This is a genomic window from Microcoleus sp. Pol12A5, assembly GCF_036701435.1.
In the GTDB taxonomy this organism is placed as follows: Bacteria; Cyanobacteriota; Cyanobacteriia; order Cyanobacteriales; family Microcoleaceae; genus Microcoleus.
The window spans coordinates 12,035-29,204 of record NZ_JAUBQU010000012.1; the positions used below are offsets into that span (position 1 = coordinate 12,035).

16 protein-coding genes are annotated in these 17,170 nt (G+C 46.4%); 5 read left to right on the forward strand and 11 right to left on the reverse strand.

Annotated features, from left to right (window positions below; genetic code table 11):
• Positions 1-103: 103 nt before the first annotated feature.
• Positions 104-571 carry an SsrA-binding protein SmpB gene (smpB, locus tag QUA45_RS05310; RefSeq protein WP_006631384.1) on the reverse strand — a complete coding sequence of 156 codons (468 nt, stop codon included), beginning with the start codon at positions 569-571 and terminating at the stop codon, positions 104-106.
• Positions 572-698: 127 nt separating this feature from the next.
• On the opposite strand from smpB, the gene xrtO reads away from it, so the two are divergent.
• Positions 699-2,285 (forward strand): exosortase O, encoded by a 1,587-nt coding sequence (gene xrtO / locus QUA45_RS05315; protein WP_333219836.1) that lies wholly within the window; start codon positions 699-701, stop codon positions 2,283-2,285.
• On the forward strand, positions 2,263-5,163 hold the full coding sequence (locus tag QUA45_RS05320; protein WP_333100503.1) for a TIGR02921 family PEP-CTERM protein: 2,901 nt from the start codon (positions 2,263-2,265) through the stop codon (positions 5,161-5,163). Before xrtO ends, QUA45_RS05320 begins: the two co-directional genes overlap by 23 nt.
• A gap of 205 nt (positions 5,164-5,368) precedes the next feature.
• Here QUA45_RS05320 and QUA45_RS05325 read toward each other — a convergent pair whose 3' ends face one another.
• The 4 genes from QUA45_RS05325 to QUA45_RS05340 form a co-directional block, all read right to left on the reverse strand.
• On the reverse strand, positions 5,369-5,671 hold the full coding sequence (locus QUA45_RS05325) for a Rieske (2Fe-2S) protein (RefSeq protein WP_333100501.1): 303 nt from the start codon (positions 5,669-5,671) through the stop codon (positions 5,369-5,371).
• 142 nt (positions 5,672-5,813) lie between these two features.
• Positions 5,814-6,482: an HAS-barrel domain-containing protein gene (locus tag QUA45_RS05330; protein ID WP_333100500.1), complete on the reverse strand. Its 669-nt coding sequence runs from the start codon at positions 6,480-6,482 to the stop codon at positions 5,814-5,816.
• 167 nt (positions 6,483-6,649) lie between these two features.
• Positions 6,650-6,841 (reverse strand): NAD(P)H dehydrogenase subunit NdhS, encoded by a 192-nt coding sequence (locus QUA45_RS05335; RefSeq protein ID WP_006631389.1) that lies wholly within the window; start codon positions 6,839-6,841, stop codon positions 6,650-6,652.
• A gap of 131 nt (positions 6,842-6,972) precedes the next feature.
• Positions 6,973-8,043 carry an Mrp/NBP35 family ATP-binding protein gene (locus QUA45_RS05340; RefSeq protein WP_333100498.1) on the reverse strand — a complete coding sequence of 357 codons (1,071 nt, stop codon included), beginning with the start codon at positions 8,041-8,043 and terminating at the stop codon, positions 6,973-6,975.
• A 190-nt stretch (positions 8,044-8,233) separates the two neighbouring features.
• Here QUA45_RS05340 and hemF point away from each other — a divergent pair, with 190 nt between their 5' ends.
• Both hemF and QUA45_RS05350 read left to right on the forward strand, forming a co-directional pair.
• Positions 8,234-9,277 carry an oxygen-dependent coproporphyrinogen oxidase gene (gene hemF, locus QUA45_RS05345; protein ID WP_333219838.1) on the forward strand — a complete coding sequence of 348 codons (1,044 nt, stop codon included), beginning with the start codon at positions 8,234-8,236 and terminating at the stop codon, positions 9,275-9,277.
• A 57-nt stretch (positions 9,278-9,334) separates the two neighbouring features.
• Positions 9,335-9,697, forward strand: a complete 363-nt coding sequence (locus QUA45_RS05350; RefSeq protein ID WP_006631392.1) for an STAS domain-containing protein — start codon at positions 9,335-9,337, stop codon at positions 9,695-9,697.
• 245 nt (positions 9,698-9,942) lie between these two features.
• Here QUA45_RS05350 and QUA45_RS05355 read toward each other — a convergent pair whose 3' ends face one another.
• Positions 9,943-10,563 (reverse strand): chromophore lyase CpcT/CpeT, encoded by a 621-nt coding sequence (locus QUA45_RS05355; protein ID WP_333219839.1) that lies wholly within the window; start codon positions 10,561-10,563, stop codon positions 9,943-9,945.
• 342 nt (positions 10,564-10,905) lie between these two features.
• Here QUA45_RS05355 and psb29 point away from each other — a divergent pair, with 342 nt between their 5' ends.
• A complete protein-coding gene (psb29, locus tag QUA45_RS05360; protein WP_333097587.1) occupies positions 10,906-11,619 on the forward strand; it encodes a photosystem II biogenesis protein Psp29 in 714 nt (237 codons plus the stop codon).
• A gap of 251 nt (positions 11,620-11,870) precedes the next feature.
• Here psb29 and QUA45_RS05365 read toward each other — a convergent pair whose 3' ends face one another.
• The 5 genes from QUA45_RS05365 to QUA45_RS05385 all read right to left on the reverse strand — a co-directional run bounded on the left by QUA45_RS05365 (position 11,871) and on the right by QUA45_RS05385 (position 17,164).
• On the reverse strand, positions 11,871-12,407 hold the full coding sequence (locus tag QUA45_RS05365; RefSeq protein ID WP_006631395.1) for a late competence development ComFB family protein: 537 nt from the start codon (positions 12,405-12,407) through the stop codon (positions 11,871-11,873).
• A gap of 209 nt (positions 12,408-12,616) precedes the next feature.
• Entirely contained in the window at positions 12,617-13,558 is a 942-nt protein-coding gene (locus QUA45_RS05370; RefSeq protein WP_333097716.1) for a M23 family metallopeptidase, read from the reverse strand.
• 560 nt (positions 13,559-14,118) lie between these two features.
• Positions 14,119-14,346: a hypothetical protein gene (locus QUA45_RS05375; RefSeq protein WP_190658651.1), complete on the reverse strand. Its 228-nt coding sequence runs from the start codon at positions 14,344-14,346 to the stop codon at positions 14,119-14,121.
• Between the two features lie 46 nt (positions 14,347-14,392).
• Positions 14,393-15,925, reverse strand: coding sequence for a phosphomannomutase/phosphoglucomutase (locus QUA45_RS05380; RefSeq protein ID WP_333219840.1), 1,533 nt, complete (start codon positions 15,923-15,925; stop codon positions 14,393-14,395).
• A gap of 333 nt (positions 15,926-16,258) precedes the next feature.
• Positions 16,259-17,164, reverse strand: coding sequence for a D-hexose-6-phosphate mutarotase (locus tag QUA45_RS05385; RefSeq protein WP_333219842.1), 906 nt, complete (start codon positions 17,162-17,164; stop codon positions 16,259-16,261).
• Positions 17,165-17,170 lie beyond the last annotated feature (6 nt).

The following is a 17,170-nucleotide window of genomic DNA, read 5'->3' on the forward strand; positions in this document are numbered from 1 at the left end:
TTACTAATTACTCCTGACTAATAAACATCTTCCGAAATTCAATTTCACCCTTTGAGTAGCAAAGGTTTCAGTTTCTTTTTCGGAGATGTCTAATGACGGATGACTAAAATTGCTTCATAGCTCTTTCCATATCTCGCTTGTCTTCGCGTTTCTTCAAATCTTCGCGCTTGTCGTACAGTTTTTTGCCTTTACCCAAACCGATATCGAGTTTTACCCAGCCGCCTTTCAAATACATTTTTAACGGCACTAAAGTCAAACCTTTTTCTTCGACTTTGCCGATTAATTTGCGAATTTCCTGCTTGTGCATCAGCAATTTACGGGTGCGGCGGGGCTCGTGATTAAAATAGTTGCTAGCACTTCTCCAAGGCGAAATGTGAACGTTGATCAGCCACAGTTCGCCGTTCCGAACTAAGCCATATCCGTCCCGTAAATTGGCTTTTCCTTCCCGAATTGATTTGACTTCGGTTCCCTTCAACTCTATGCCCACTTGGTATGTCTCTATAATTTCATAGAGGTGGCGCGCTTGTCGGTTATCGCTAACAATTTTGTATCCTGGGCTTTTTTCGCTCATTTTTACCTCCGCTAAAATTAATTATTATAACGCTAGCTTCTCTGTAGAGAAAATCGAAGCTTGACAAAACTTAAATAACCGGTCTAGACATTACTAATTTTGCTGAGCTAAGATGTCACCAACCTGAATGTCAAGCGGTATCATGCAGCGCACCAATATTCCCAATTCTGACCTTCCAGATGCTGTCAGTCCCAATTCTGGGGTTAATTTGGTTTGGCTGGCTCCTTGTTTGTTAGCCCTTGCTTGGTTTTGGGCCAATATCTCGGCAGTTAAGTGGCTGTTATCCTCGTTTGTTGAGATACCCACACTGTACAAGATAGTAATTGGTTTTTTGATTGTAGCATTAGTAGTGCGATCGAGCGGGAACTCCGTTAGCGCAGCCCTCGAAGAGGATCGCCCGCCAGGATTTTCACCCAATTTCGTTTTGAGGCGATATCCGCTGCTGTTGATGTTGGGTGCGGGTATTTGCTCGATCGCCCTTCAGTACATAATTGATATCAAACCAGTTAATGTCCTGCTATTTATCCTCGGAACTTACGGGCTGTGCGGCTTATTGGTGGAGCAGAACTTTTGGCAAAAAAACTTGCCAGTTGCGGGCTTGCTGGCTTGTATTTTACCATTCAACAGTCAGTTGAATAGCGGATTAGGTTTGCCGGCGCGAGTGCTGACTGCTCAGGTAGTAGAACACTTGCTCTCAATGCTGCACATTGGGGCTATTTCTTCTTATGATATTATCGTTTTGGAAAACGGCATAGCTCACGTTGACGTGCCTTGTAGTGGCATTAAAACCCTATTAGTCGGAACACTATTTTTGCTAGCTGCTACCTGGCTGGAAGGCCGTAAATTGAGTTTAAGATGGGTAGCAGTCGGCGCTGCTAATCTCTTAATGTTGGTGTGTGCTAACGCTGCGCGGGTTGCCGTGTTAGTCCTGGTTTCAGAAGTGTTTAAACAGCAAAACCTAGCAAAAATTATGCACGTTCCACTGGGGATAGTCGGTTTAGTCTGTGCTTGTTTTGTGACCTGGTTAATGCTGCAACGAGTACCGAAATTTCAGCCAGAAAAAACCAGCGGTATTTCTGCAAAACCAAACTCAGGAATACTCCCAAATCACCCTTTAGCAACACCCGGAATAATTGCAGCAGTGACAGTTTTGGCAGTCATGGCTCAACTGTCTCATGTAGAAACGTCAAAAATGGCGATCGCACCTTTAACATTACCTGAATACATTAAATCAGAGTCGATTTCCCTCAATCCTAGCGAACAAAAATTCTTTGGCAACTATCCAGACACGCAAACACAAAAAATCCGATTTATCGCCGGCAACTTGCGCGGTTCCATGCTCACAGTAGCGAGCACATCCTGGCAAACTTATCACGCCCCGGAGTTGTGTTTTGTAGCGAGCGGAATTCCCGTCAATCGCATAGAAAAAAAACAACTAACTCCTTCAGTAACAGGGCGCTGGCTGTCTCTCAAAAACTACCAATTATCAGCAGCATACTGGCTGCAATCTGCACAGCTAACTACCGATAACTTCATCTCTCGTATCGGCAGTGATATCATTCACAAAAATCACAATTGGGTGCTAGTTTCCATTTTATTTGACAGTTCGCTACCAGCAGAAAATTATGAAGTAAAAGAGTTGGTGAGTGATGTATACACTACCGTTAAACAAAGCTTATCAGGACAAATAAATGAAAATCAAACAGGTATTTGATGGAATTTTTCAAGCAATTTTTTGGATCTGGAACTTGACCTTTTTGTCGATTGTTTACTTGGGAATTTTGCCTATTATAGGAGGGCCATTAATTAAGGCCACAATCGATGGCACCATCCCGCTAGAGTTTTCTTTGACGATGGCAGCTACGATCGCAGTACCCACCGTATGTACAGTAATAGGAGCGAGGCGTTTTAGCAAGCAACCCCTACAGCTAATGCGTTGGTTTTACGGCGTAGAAGCACCGTTATTTTTACTTTGTTTGCTCCGCTTGTTCCTGCTACGAGAACTCACTCCAGCTAGTTCTCAGATTATCGCTACTATTGCTTTGTGCATAGCAGCATTTTCAGTGGAAATGCTGTACGGATATCTGGGTAAAAGAGAAAATGTTCAAAATATTTTCGATTCCCAGAATTCCCATAATAAACAGCCTCGTATTTTCAGATTAATCGGAGAAAAGCGAAGTGCGTGGCTGCAATTAGGATGTCACAGTTTAATGGTAGTAGTTGGCACTTGGGCGGCAACATTGCTGCTTTATTACGCTGTACCTGTGGCATTGTATACACTTTATGGACTCTTATTTGTCGTCATTCAATTTTTTAAGTTTACATGGGTTTCACAATTTCTGGAAATGTTTAAATACGGGGCGTGGGCCTCGGCTTTAATTTGGATACCGCTATCGTTTATATTGTTTGGTTTAACCTGTAGCTTATTCGTTGTCATGCCTTCGCTATACGGCTTTCTCTACATTCATTCCGGGCGGAAAATATGGCAGAGTTTTGCTGCACAATACGGGAAAAATAAAGCGCTAATCGGAAGTTTGGGAGTCATAGCAGCTTGGCTGGCTATTTTCTCCGCTTTGCAGCAGCAGCCACAAGTTGCAGCACTGAAAATGCTAGCGAATCACCCCGCAAACGACAGCAGCCGCCAAACTTTATTAGCCAAGTCTGATATGATTCGAGCGGGCTTAGTTAACGCTTATTTGTCCCCTTACCGCTACCTGAGCACTGTAGGAGAAAACAACCACATTTATGAGATATACAAAAATAGTTGGATTTTCCCTGACGGCGCGGCTCAAACTTTGCAGAACAGCTATAATTTTTTAATGTCGCCGTTTTTGTATCAAGGCTTTAGTGCTGATGTGGAAAAAGCCGAAAAACTCTACGGCGAATTCTTCGATACGGAACTGCAAAAAGGCGACACAGAAGCAGTAAAACACGCGGTACAGTCAACCTCAAACCAGGAAGAAGCTAAAGCGGGTTTGCTGAATGTCAATCAGGAAAAAGTATGGTTGCAATCGCAAGAAGTGACTGTCAAAGAAAACGGCTACTGGGCTGACGTTCAACTCTACGAAGTTTACAAAAATCAAACGCCGAACTTGCAAGAAGTATTCTACTACTTTTCGCTGCCGGAAAGCGCCGCAGTTACAGGAGTTTGGCTGGGCGATACTGGCGATTTAAACAAACGTTTTGCATTTACTGTATCGCCTCGCGGTGCGGCCCAGCAAGTCTACAACCAACAGGTAGTAGAAAGAGTCGATCCGGCTTTGCTAGAACAAATTGGCCCCAAACAATACCGCTTGCGCGCTTTTCCAATCCCGGCCAAACGAGAATTCACCCAAACAGAAGGGCCAACGGAAATGCACCTGTGGCTTACTTACAAAGTCATGCGCCAGCCGCAGGGTTGGGCTATGCCTGTTTTGGCTGAGAAACGCAACATTTTTTGGAACCAAAATACTCGCCGCGCGATCGCCGGAAAAGAGGTCAAATACAGCGGGAAAGAAGCAATAGAAACTTGGCTGCCACCCTTTTTGTCCGCAGCCGCACAGCAACCTCTAACAGCGCAGCAGGCGATTTTACCGGGAGGAAATATCATTTCTGCTAAGCCGTTGGCTGATGCAAATTACTCGTTACCGCAAGGCAAAAAATTTGCAGTGATTCTCGATACTTCTCGCAGCATGGCGGCGGAAAATAAAGAAGTAAAAGAGACTTTTGAATGGTTGAAAGCTAATGCAGAAGGCAAAAATGCTGTTGATTTGTATGTCGCCAGCGCTGCCGGAATGCCACCTAAGTTTGTGGGATATGTACGCAATTTCGATGCGACAAAGCTGACATTTTACGGTAAGATTCAGCTCAAAGATATGCTGCAACAGTTTGCACAGTTGCGGGGCGATAAAAGTTACGATACTGTATTTGTCGTGAGCGATCGCCATAGTTACGAATTGTCGGACGATCGCAAACTTAAACTTTCCATCTCTTCACCCCTATGGACAGTGCATTTGGGAGGTTTGCCCCCCGGTTACGACGACGCAACTTTAAAGGCTATTCAAGATAGCGGCGGCGGAGTTGCTACGGATATGAAAGAGGCGATGCAGCGAGTAGCAACCACAGCAGCTTCGGGCAAATCTACAGTTAGCGTTGTTGACGGCTATGTTTGGAGTTATGCCAAAACCCCGCAGTCGAAAAAAACCGCTAAATCGGCGCCAGTTGCAGAGTTAAAAGATACCGGAAACCAAGGCTTTAAACCGATAGCTGCGCGCCAGTTGATAACTGCACTTAGCAAGCAGAAAAGTTCAAATCAACTGACGCAACTGGATGCGATGCACGCAGTAGCTAAAAATTTCAAAGTGGTGACGCCTTATTCTTCGATGATTGTGTTAGTTAATGACACGCAAAGGGAACAGCTAAAAGCAGCGGAAGCTAAGAGCGATCGATTTGAACGGGAGGTAGAATCGGGTAAGGAGGAGTTAACTAAGCCGAATAATCCTCTGAATGTTTCGGGGGTTCCTGAACCCGAAGAATGGCTGCTGTTGGCGGTTGGTGCGATCGGGCTTTTGGTGATTTTCGTCCGCCAGCGACGCGCGAAAACGGTAGGGTGAAAATAAATCAGGGTTGGCTACGCCCTCGATGGTTCGGCGGTTGAAACCGCTCTTTGTCAAACAAAGTCTGCCTCCACAGACAAAGAGAGTGAGGGGGTATTTAAGCCGGACTTGATATCAAATATTAATCTACAGTCGTCTTGAGACGACTGTAGCTATGAGACAGGGGCTTAAACCCCTGTCGGACTTAACGAATAACGAATAACTAATCTATTTCTACAAAAACTCGATCGCCCTCAATTTTTACCGGATAAGATTCCAGGGCATCGCTGGGTGCATTCAAACATCTACCAGTATCTAATTTGTACTGATACTTATGAAACGGACAGGTAATGATACCGCTGCTTACCTTACCCATGTCGATCGGGTATTCTAAATGAGTGCAAGCATTGCGGTAACAAGTGACATTCAGGCCTTGACGATTCAAAATCACTGAAGTTTCGTCAACTTTTACCTTCAAGACACCCGATTCGGGAACTTGATTCAGCGGTGTTACCTCTACCCACATAAAATATTTTTCCTCACAAAAAACCAGATCGGGACTGACGTAGAACCTAATTATGTAAGGTGCGCTTTGCACACCTTACTGCTATCCGTAGCGTGTCAAGCCACTGTTGCGTAAGTCCAGATTATCTTATTCCAGCTTTTCCCTACGGATGAATCTGACTCAAAATCACCCGCAACCTGTCATAATCATCCTTCAGCAAAACACTCAAACTCCTCCCCGCTTCCACCAACCAAGATCGATCGCGCATCCGCAACTGATAAATCTCCCGAATCGCCGCCGCCGTCAGCGCATCCACCGGCGCATTAGCCACCCCCAGCAGCGTCCTCAAAAAATCCAATTGCACGGTAAAATCAATCACCTCATCGGGTTCGCAGCGATAAACCGCCTGGTGAATTTGTGGCGGGCGCGGCGGCAAATACTGATAAATTTTACCCCTCGATGGGCCGTGACCGTTGAACCTTTCCGGCGCAGCCTCAAACCCCACAATCGCCACTCGAAACTCGGTTTTGAGCATCGCAAAAATCTGCGGTTGTTCTTCCCGCAACTCTTCCAGCGACAAACCCAAAGCGCGAGCTCTGTGCACCGAGTCGATCGGGCTAGTCGTAGCGTAATAAACCACGCCGTAAATTTGATTTTTCGACTCTTCATCCTCCGCCTTCACCCAACTCCCAAAAGGCGGCATCACAGGAAAGCTTAAGTCTTCCGGTTCCAAACATTGAGCCAAAAACTCCGAAGTTGCCGTCTCGATTACCTCAGCAATGCGATCGGGATGGCGCTCTTTTGTAGCAAACTGGGGTAAAGGTAAACGCATAGTTTTAGTTATTAGTTATTAGTTATTAGTTAGTAGTCATTAGCCATTGGTTTTGTGCTGGTTGTCAAGGGTCTTCAGTTAGTAGCCTGGTCTTGGGTACTTTACCAATTACCAATGACTAATTACCCATTACCAATTACCAATGACTAATGACCGCTGACTACTGACTATTTCACGCGACCAGCCGTAGCATCCACAAGTTCCAACTGCGACAGCCGGAACGTAATCAACTTGTCCCAATTCCCGCCTTCAAACAGTACCGCGACCTTTCCGTCGCTAACTCGCTGGACTTGTCCTTGAAAGGCGTAGTAAATTTCACCCTTATCTTTAACTCGAACTGCCGAACCTGGAAAAATCATAATTCTTTGAATGTTAAGTTTGCTGGTTATAGTTTACCTTTTCTCGTTTCTAGTTCCCAAGCAGAGCCTGAGAACTAGGCAAATCTTCGTGTACAGGAAAACGCGAGGCAAAGCCCAGAAACGAGAGTTTGTTAGGCTAAGGCTGCTACGGAAACTTTACCGGCAATGCGGCCCGCGATCGCCCGCAACTCCCTGGCTGAAGCAGAACCCGGTTGCCCCACCACGATCGGCACCCCCGAATCGCCACCTTCCCGCAACGGAATTTCCAGCGGAATGCGGCCTAACAGCGGCACTCCCAACTCAGCAGCAGTCTTTTCCCCGCCACCAGAACCAAAAATATCGTATTGCTTGTCGGGCATATCCGGCGGCACAAAATAGCTCATGTTTTCCACAATTCCCAATACCGACACTCCCAACTGCTGGAACATCTTTAACCCCTTGCGGGAGTCCAACAATGCCACAGTCTGCGGCGTAGTCACGATTACGACACCGGCCATCGGCACCGCTTGCGCCATTGTCAACTGCGCGTCTCCAGTACCCGGAGGCATATCGACAATCAAATAGTCTAAATCGCCCCAATTCACCTGATAGAGGAACTGCCGAATGATCCCGTTCAACATCGGGCCGCGCCAAATCACGGGTTGGTCTTTGTCAATTAAAAATGCCATCGACACTAATTTGACGCCGTAGTTGAAGGCGGGTTCGAGGCTTTCACCGCTTTTCCCGTCCCTAACCATCACTTTCGCGTCCCCCAGACCCAACATTGTCGGGTCGTTGGGCCCATAGATATCCGCATCCAGCAAACCCACCTTAGCGCCGGTTTGCGCCAGCGCTACTGCCACGTTTACCGCCACCGTGCTTTTGCCGACGCCGCCTTTGCCGCTGGAAATTGCGATAATATTTTTCACTCCTTCAATGCCTTGGCGATCGACCACTCCCTTTTGCTGGGGCGTCTCGGCTGTCACCTCCACCGCCACTTTTTCGACTCCTGGCAACTGTCTGACCGCTTTTTGGCAATCTTCGACAATAAATTCTCGCAGCGGGCAAGCAGGCGTTGTCAGCACTAAAGTAAAACTGACGACACCGCCGTCAATTTTTATGTTACGAATCATGTTCAATTCCACCAAACTCTTTTGCAGTTCGGGGTCTTGCACAGGTCGCAGGATTTCTAAGACTGAACTAACATCGAGTGTATTGGGCATTGTGTTCTCCACCATAGCTCTGCAATTGGGTTTGCGAATTTTCGATCGCAGGTTTAAGTATATTTTTATTGCTATTTTTTAATGTAACTTCATAGCGATCATTTGCAGACCTACGGTGGCATAATTACATGACGACTGGATTTGGGATTCATCGCCCATCTAAGACTCAAATCTGACAACAGAAAATTTTATGACAGTTTCTACAACACTTAAAACAGCCACTTCCCCGTTTTTGCCCCCCGCTGACTCTAGAGCTAGAGTCAGCCAATTTATGAAAACCCTACAAGACGAAATTTGTCAATCCCTCGAACAGCTCGATGGCGTTGGCAAATTTAAGGAGGACTCTTGGGAACGCTCCGAAGGCGGCGGCGGACGTTCTCGCGTCATGCGCGAAGGCGATGTGTTTGAACAAGGGGGAGTCAATTTTTCCCAAGTGTGGGGCGAAAGTTTGCCGGCTTTGATTCTGGCAAAGCACCCAGAAGCTGCCGGTCACGATTTCTATGCAACGGGCACTTCGATGGTGCTACACCCCCGCAATCCCTACTTGCCTACGGTTCACTTGAATTACCGCTATTTTGAGGCAGGCCCGATTTGGTGGTTTGGCGGCGGTGTGGATTTGACTCCTTATTACCCGTTGGCTGAGGATGCAGCTCATTTTCACAAAACTCTGAAAGCAGCTTGCGATCGCCACCATCCCGGATATTATCCGACATTTAAACTGTGGTGCGACGAATATTTCTACCTCCCCCACCGCCAAGAAACCCGCGGCGTGGGCGGCCTGTTTTTTGACTACCAAAGCGCTCAAGGCGCGCTTTACCGCGACCATCATGTCAAAGGCAAGGCCGCTGAGTGCAGCAACAACATCGGCGTGCCGGAACCTAGGACTTGGGAGTCGCTGTTCGCCTTCGTACAGGACTGCGGTCGGGCATTTTTGCCGGCTTACACCCCAATTGTTGAAAAGCACCGATCGAAAGAATACGGCGAGCGCGAGCGTAATTTCCAACTTTACCGCCGCGGCCGTTACGTTGAATTTAACTTGGTGTACGATCGAGGCACGACCTTTGGCTTGCAGACCAACGGACGCACCGAATCGATTTTAATGTCCCTGCCACCTTTGGTACGCTGGGAATACTCTTACGAGCCAGAACCCAACTCTCCCGAAGCCGAACTCTACTCCAAGTTCTTAAAACCGCAAGATTGGGCGAATTGGATGCCTCAGCAGTCACCGACCTGAGTTAAACTACTGGGACAGTAACCACCGCGATAGATAATAAATTTGAGGGAAGGGTCAGTGATTCATATTGATCAAAAAACCCACACGCTTCAAGACGGTACAACAGTTATCGTCTTAGCACCGACAGGACGGTTGGACATCACTACAGCTTGGCAATTCCGCCTCAAGTTGCAAGAGTGTATTTCCAAACTTAGCCGCCATGTTGTAGTGAATCTTGGTCAGGTTAACTTTATCGATAGCTCTGGCCTGACCTCACTTGTAGCAGGTATGCGGGATGCGGATAAAGTTAAGGGAAGTTTCCGCATTTGCAATGTTCATCCCGAAGCCAAACTGGTGTTTGAAGTCACCATGATGGATTCTGTGTTTGAAATCTTTGAAACGGAAGAAGAAGCTCTAGAGGGGGTGCCGCGCGCAAGTTGACCGCTCCCGCTTGCATAGGTTGCGGTGTAAGCGCAATTTAAGCTTGAGGCTCACAAAATGCGCCGGAACCCTGCACAAGAACAGGAAGCAGGTAAATTCTTGCCAGCTTCCTTATGCTTTCTTCCTTTCTTGAGAGGTTGAGGGGTTCACCAAAACACTAAAGTAGAAGAATAGGTCAAGGTAAAGTCTTGCCTTCTATCCTAGATAGCTAAATCTTTCTTCCTTGTTTCTTGTTGCTTCTTGCTTCAAACCAATATCTCAGCAGCAAAATCCTGACGCTTGACAAATCTAAAAGGGCCCATTAAAGCTCCCCAGATAGCCTTGCCTGTCGTGGGGTTTATTCCTTTGTCGTAGCTGAGAAATTCCTCGCCTGCGGCTTCAAATCCCAAGTCTACTTGGTAATTTTGCCCCCCGTAGGCAAAGCCGCAGCGAGTGCCCTCCGGCAAAGATGCCCGAAAGCGATAGCTGTTTGAGGCTAAATTTTGCACTGCAACCGACAGGGTGCAGCCGGGGAGGAGTTGGATTTGTTCCTTCGTTAGCTTTCCAAGCAAGTCGGGGTTGCAACCGGCTCCTTTGACGGCTGTAATGTCGTGGAACATATAATACTGAGCTTCGATAAGTCCCGGCGCTATCTGTGAGTGCCTCAGTTGCACGATGCGGGGGCGGTATGGCTTATCTAATTCCAGGATGTTGGCTTGTTCAGCAAACAGCGCAATGCTGGGTTCGGAAAATAAACGAACCGATAGTGGTCTTTGCCACAAACGAAGGTGGACGTACCACGTCGGCTCTGCTAGCGCTTGTTCCCGGTTGTCAAATTCGCCCGCCATGTACTGGGCTAAAGCTATTAATTCAGGAGAAATTGTCATGTTTGTTTGATTTTTCACCATTAGGGGTTGACAAGAAAAAATTATTGTGCTATGCAAGACCATCTCTAGGCTGGGGAAGTCAGAAGATTAGATTTATGAGCGATCCCAGCTAAGCTATGATTGTAAAGATACTGGGGTTTTTCCCTCCTATTGCGACATATTAATTGTTGCTGCCGATCGCGCGTAAAATATTTTTGATAATTTTTTTTCTCGCAAGGAGGTGGCAACGCTTAAAAAAACTGGCAATTTTTGTCAGATCGATCGCAGAATTGACTCCCCCGACTTTACTCACGCCGCGCTGGCACGCCCGCTACGGCAAAATTATTTATCTATAAGACTCAGGTGAACAATAACCGTACTGTTTCAGATACTAAGCGAAGTTTCTATACGATTCACACTCGACCGATCAACTCAATTTACCGTCGAGTGGTGGAAGAGTTGATGGTAGAAATGCACTTGCTTTCGGCGAATGCCGATTTTCAATACGACCCGATTTATGCTTTGGGTGTAGTGACAGCTTTCGATCGATTCATGCTTGGGTACGCCCCAGAAGCAGACAGAGTTTCGATTTTTAACGCTTTGTGCAAGTCCCTAGAAGACGATCCAGAGCGCTACAAGCAAGACGCTCAGCGATTGGAAAGCTTGGCAGAGCGACTTTCCGGACAAGAGTTGCTCTCGTGGCTCGATCGCTCGACCAGCTTTGAAGATACAGCGGATTTGCAAGCGTCTTTAGGGGCGATAGCCAGCAACCCTCAATTTAAGTACAGCCGCTTGTTCGCGATCGGTTTGTTCTCGCTGTTAGAAAAAGCTGATCCTAACTTAGTAAAAGACCAAGAAACGCGAAACGGTGCGATCGCTAAAGTCAGTGCGGCCTTGCACCTGCCAGAAGACAAAGTTAGCAAAGATTTAGATTTGTACCGCAGCAATTTAGAAAAAATGGCTCAAGCGCGAATAGTGCTTCAAGATGTCATCCAAGCGGAACGGAAAAAACGCGAAAAGCGAGAAACAAAAGTTACCGCTGGCCCCTCGGCAGACTCTTCTGACAGCAACAATTAATCCTTTCAGGGAAGCAGGAAGTTTGGCAACGGATTCGCTTTCTTCGGATGTAACGGATGTCAGGAACAAGGAACAAGAAAGAGGGATTTTTTATTTTTGACACAAAATAAATAAATCTTAAATTTTAATTGTTCTTCTTGAATTCTGGCTTCCACCTTGTGCCTTCAGATGTTGGTTGCTCAGAAACTAAAAATCCCGCTTTCTGAATTGAGCGGGATCGGCTTAACTGAAATAGAGCTGTTGGGGTCGTACTAAGGCTGGGGTTCAAAATTAGTGGCGTTAGCTTGCAGCCAAGTGCTTAGCTGTGAAAGAACCTCGTTTCCCGAAGACTTGCCCAAAGCTGTCGGGTTTGGGGTGTCGGGTCTGTCTAAGTTGCGGGCGATGGCTGCGTTGACTTCTTTGGAAATCAAATCGTGAAGTTGCTCTTTAGCCCTAGCCCTTTGAAAGTGAGCGCCCTCTTCTGTCGTAGCGTACAGAGGTGGCAGCCTATTTAACGCATAAGCTGCAATATCTCCCACATCCAGACTCAGGTCGCTCGTCGCCTCAATTTCGGCCACCCTAGCGATCGCATCGCTGAGTACCAATTCTTCCATCACATTGATGAACTGTTTGCGTGGCAGTACCACCACTTCCCCAGTTAACAAAGATCCCATCAGACGATCGAGAGCCATGTACTCTTCGATCGACAATTCCGAAGCCGTATTGCAGATCCGTCCCACCTCAGCTTCCATAGACGGCGTTAAATAACCATCCTGCAAAGCCTGTTCAACAATTTTTTCAATACTCATATATGCGTCCCCGCTCAACGGCATCATTAATAAAGTTTTGTGAAGACGCGATGGTTAGCGTCTTGAGATTTGAGTTGTGAGGGTTGAGTTGAGAAATTTTATACAAATCCTAACTCAATTACAGATAACCCATAACAGTTATCTGCACACCCCAGCCACAAACTTACCCCATAATTGACTGATAAATCCGTCAAAACCTGTAAAAATTCCTACTCAACTCCCTGAAGCCGCCAAGGTACAGGATCGACGGACTGCCCGTGCACGTAAAGTCCCCAGTGCAGGTGAGGGCCTGTAGCAGCCCCCGTTGACCCCAGAGCACCGATTACTTGACCGGCTTTCACGACATCGCCTTCCTTGACATCAATCCGGCTGAGGTGCATCAAAATACTTGCTACCCCCTGACCGTGGTCGAGACCAACCACATTCCCGTGGATTTTGAAGCCTTGCGATTCGCGTCCCACTAGAGACACCCGACCTGCTGCCGGTGCCACGACAGGGGAACCGTAAGCACCTGCGTAATCAACGCCGCGGTGGTAGTAGTCTTGAGCAAATACCCCATTATAATAACGTCGCACCCCGTAAATAGTAGTAATTTCGCCGGAGTTGGGGCGCAACAATTTGCCGTCCCAAAATTTTTCGGGTGTCACCAGTGCTTTAAATGCGTCTACGCGATCGAATTCAGCATCTGTACCTTCCTCGTCTTTCCCAGGCGGAAGCCAGATAGATTGAGTGGGAAAATCTCGATCGCGCACTTGCACGATCAACTTCTGCACTTGTCCGTCACCTGTGACCTGGATTTGGCGGGCACCTGCTTTCTCTACCGGCGTCGTCGGCAGCAAGGCACGAAAGCGCCCATTGCCGATGGGAAACGCGGGGTAGTTTTTTTGCTGGAGAGAAACTTTTGGAGTTTCCCCCCCGTTACCGTCAACCTGAATCATTACTGACAGCGTATCTCCCAGTTCTGGATTTGTCGGCGTCACAACTACCTGCAAAGCTTGCACCGGCAGGGCAAAACTCAGAAAGCCAGCAACAATTCCCCCGATCGAACTGGCGGTTAGCTTGTTTGCTTTCAACTGCCCCCACCGCCAAATCCGACCCGTAACTATTTCGGCACTTAGCCCGCCGTTGCCTCGAATCACAGTCATTATCATCACTAGGTGTCCTTAATCTTTGTCTCGCTGATATATTTTTAACTATCTAGACTAACTATAGCAATCCGCAATAAGTCAAGAGAAAAAGCCTTAGGTAAAAAGCTTGGTCAAAAATTTGGAGATGAGAGACTAACTTAAATAAATACTCAACTTGAGGTGATAAGAATAATAAAAATTCCCGTAGTGCGGGGAGGAAAGCCCGCTTGAGGCAGACGCTCACACTATAGTTTCCATTACAAATATCGGAGAACCCAAGTTTCAACAGCAAAACTCTTAATCTATAACCAGATGATTGTATTTTATCAGTCCTAGGTACTATTACATAATTTTTGACAATTAATATTAGTTATAGTTCACGGCGCTACAACAGAATTATTTTTAACTCAAGAGCTGTTAAATGAATTCTTTCTTAGCCGTTGACTTTCCTAGAACCTTCCTCAAACTCTCTAGTTATTGTAGCCTGTTTTTGGCAAAATAATATTGATTCCCAATTTTAAAATCTCACCTCTAAAATGGTATGAGATAAAAATTGAGACTTGCTATAATCCGATCGCCTAGAATTATAGGGATTCAAAGGTAGCAGTGAAACCATCTAACGTCAAGCATTCTTCCATAAATTCCTCTACATCATTGACATTCTCAAGCTGATATTCCATGATGCGTTGACCATCGCCTTTCATCTTTTTGGAAGAGGAAGGCGTGGCCGGATATTTGGCCGCGATGGCTTTGAAAGCTTTGGAATGGGTCTCCCAGCTTTCTGCAGAACATTTTATGATTAAAAGCCACATGATTAAATTCCTCCTTGGGTTTGGTTTAGTAATAGTCAGACACCAGTCAAACTGAAATCGATAGTGCGGAAAAATCAAGGGATTCGGTGGTTTGGAAAAAAGCTAAAAGCCGAGCGACTATGTGAGCAACACCACCCTTAACATTAGACTCAACATTCAAAGGCATTACCGGATCGTGGAGCGATAAGCGTAACAGAAACCAGCCGGATTCGCAAGCTGACGTGCAGGAAATTCGCAGACCTTCGTAGTTGTTGGGAACTATTTTCCAGTCAGCTTGCGTTGAGACAAATTCTTGCAGTTGCTCAATAACGCGAGATCCGTGAGCCTTGAAATCATCTACACCAAGTTTAATCCGAAATTCTACACTTTCTTCGGGTTCTTTTAAATTCGCAATTAAATCTGGTAAAGATTGGTTTGCTAGCTTTGACTTAGCCAATTCAATCAATAATTTGCTGACCAAATAAGCGCCATCATCCAAAAAGTAATTTTCTTTCAAAGCTCCATGTCCAGAGGTTTCAATCGCCAGCCATGATTCCTGTCCCGCTTCATTGAGGCGTATCGACTCATCAATCACATTTTTGTAGCCGCGTTTAAAGCGATGGTGAATCCCTTTTAGATCCTGTTCGATGAATTGTGTCAAGCCATCAGAGGTGATAGAATCGGTGACAATGGTAGAGCCTGGGTGTTCTTTTAATACGATCGCAGAAATCAACGCAATTAAGCGATTGCGATTGAGTTCCTTGCCAACTCGATCGACAGCCGCACTGCGATCGACATCGGTATCAAAAATAATCCCAAAATCAGCTTTATGTTCAATTACCGCTTGACAAATTGACTGCATTGCCTGTTTATCTTCGGGATTTGGCACATGATTGGGAAAAGTACCGTCTGGTTCTAAAAACTGACTGCCCGTGGTGTCTGCACCTAAAGGTTTTAAGACTTTATCAACATAAAAACCGCCAGCGCCATTGCCCGCATCCACAACAATTTTTAATCCTTTCAGCGGCTGCTCAAAGTTATCGGGGTGATTGACTGCTTCCCGGATTTTTGTGACAAATTGGTTAGCATAAACAGAGATAAAATCATGCTTTGTAAGCTTACCGGGCGATGAGGCTGGCTCAAAGTAATTGCTTTGGGCTAGTGTTAAGATCTCTGTAATATCCTGCTTTTGTAACCCACCTTTGGCAGTGAAAAACTTTAAGCCGTTTCGATTAAATGGCAAATGACTAGCAGTGAGCATAATCGCGCCGTCGCAATCAAAACCAGGGGTAATGGTACTCATAAACATGGCGGGGGTTGAGGCCATATCAAAGTCGTACACGGCTGCACCAACTGAGGCGATTCCCTCGATCACTGCTTGCATTAAGGTTGGGCCTGATAGCCGACTGTCACGACCGATCGCGATCGTTAATTCTGCCGCTGGTTTATTGAGTTTTTGCACCAGCCAACTGACAAAGGATTTACCTAAGATTGTCGCAATTTCGGGCGTTAGGTTGACTTTTTCATTGGGAACGCCTTCGAGGGCGATACCGCGAATGTCCGATCCATTTTGAAGTTTTGTCCAGTTGAAGTTTTGCATAATATATTGATGGTAAGTAAAAATATCGGAGTCCGCGGTTGAAACTAATTATACAAACTTTCCTCTGCCGCTAGACGGTCCGACTCAGATTCGCCGAACGTCCTTCGAGGACTAATAAATAAACACGGGAGAAATATCAAATTCGGTATTATTAGTCATTAGGCTGACAGAGTTTTTCTATTCAATCAGCTAATCGGCATTTAAGTTGTATTTAAAGAAACAATCCCAGTCTTGTAGGTGGGATGTGAGCAACACCCATAATATCCAATTGCAATGTTGAACAGCTTACTGAGAATTTTTGCCCCATCACCGCTAAAATTAAGCTCTAATTCCTTAGTCGCGTTCAACGCTGTAAATTGCCTGCAAGCGGAACTCACCATCAGGGGGAACTTCCACAATATCTGTAGCTGCATTGGTCGTTTCTACGCAGAGCAAACGCTGATAATCTTCATCATCAAGGTCGGCCATATTTGCAGAAATTGTCACCCACGGATTCCACACTACGACGGATTTACTACCCGATGATTTAATGCGAATCCGACGATTGAGGGCGCTATCGTCAATGACTAATTCATTGGTGACATCAAGATAAATGCGATCGACTTCACCTGTTACTACCACTGCACCCACTTGAGTTTTTTCGACACCACCATCCGCTTTATCAAGATACTGGCTATTTTCTAAACCTAAAACCTGCACGCGGTTAATATCGCCGACTTGGAAATAGGTGTGGAAAGCTTGCGTGAGGGGAAATGCTTTGTCGCCTAGATTGCGGGTGATTAATTCTACAGTGAGGGTGGTGCCGATCGTAATCACGATCGCCAGTTCAAACGCTTGGGGCCAAATTGCTCTAGTTTCATCGGTATCCTTGAGTCCGAGAGTGACTTTGGTTTCGCCGTCTGGGGTTGTGGCGGTTTCTAGCACATTCCAGAGACGATTCCGCACAAACCCATGACTCGGACGCCCCAACGCTTCGGGATCGGGGCCAAACCAGGGCCAACAGATGGGTATACCGCCTTTGATGGCTTTGCCTTCGGCGTAGTAGGCTTTTTCGCTGACGAACATCAAGTCTGTGGTTTCGGCGGCGGGTTGAAAGGACAGCACTTGACCGGAATACACAGAAATTAAGGCTTTGGCTTGACCGTTGTCGATGTGAATCATCGGGAAACCACCGTTTCCCGTGGCGAAGGTGAGGTGGCCGGCAATGCCGTAGTCTGTGTTTAATTGGTCAATACTCATGCTGTT

Bases quoted from the DNA above. Each gene is read 5' to 3' on its own strand.
- smpB (WP_006631384.1), bottom strand. From the start codon at position 571: ATGAGCGAAAAAAGCCCAGGATACAAAATTGTTAGCGATAACCGACAA.
- xrtO (WP_333219836.1), top strand. From the start codon at position 699: ATGTCAAGCGGTATCATGCAGCGCACCAATATTCCCAATTCTGACCTT.
- QUA45_RS05320 (WP_333100503.1), top strand. From the start codon at position 2,263: ATGAAAATCAAACAGGTATTTGATGGAATTTTTCAAGCAATTTTTTGG.
- QUA45_RS05325 (WP_333100501.1), bottom strand. From the start codon at position 5,671: ATGTGGGTAGAGGTAACACCGCTGAATCAAGTTCCCGAATCGGGTGTC.
- QUA45_RS05330 (WP_333100500.1), bottom strand. From the start codon at position 6,482: ATGCGTTTACCTTTACCCCAGTTTGCTACAAAAGAGCGCCATCCCGAT.
- QUA45_RS05335 (WP_006631389.1), bottom strand. From the start codon at position 6,841: ATGATTTTTCCAGGTTCGGCAGTTCGAGTTAAAGATAAGGGTGAAATT.
- QUA45_RS05340 (WP_333100498.1), bottom strand. From the start codon at position 8,043: ATGCCCAATACACTCGATGTTAGTTCAGTCTTAGAAATCCTGCGACCT.
- hemF (WP_333219838.1), top strand. From the start codon at position 8,234: ATGACAGTTTCTACAACACTTAAAACAGCCACTTCCCCGTTTTTGCCC.
- QUA45_RS05355 (WP_333219839.1), bottom strand. From the start codon at position 10,563: ATGACAATTTCTCCTGAATTAATAGCTTTAGCCCAGTACATGGCGGGC.
- QUA45_RS05365 (WP_006631395.1), bottom strand. From the start codon at position 12,407: ATGAGTATTGAAAAAATTGTTGAACAGGCTTTGCAGGATGGTTATTTA.
- QUA45_RS05370 (WP_333097716.1), bottom strand. From the start codon at position 13,558: ATGATAATGACTGTGATTCGAGGCAACGGCGGGCTAAGTGCCGAAATA.
- QUA45_RS05375 (WP_190658651.1), bottom strand. From the start codon at position 14,346: ATGTGGCTTTTAATCATAAAATGTTCTGCAGAAAGCTGGGAGACCCAT.
- QUA45_RS05380 (WP_333219840.1), bottom strand. From the start codon at position 15,925: ATGCAAAACTTCAACTGGACAAAACTTCAAAATGGATCGGACATTCGC.
- QUA45_RS05385 (WP_333219842.1), bottom strand. From the start codon at position 17,164: ATGAGTATTGACCAATTAAACACAGACTACGGCATTGCCGGCCACCTC.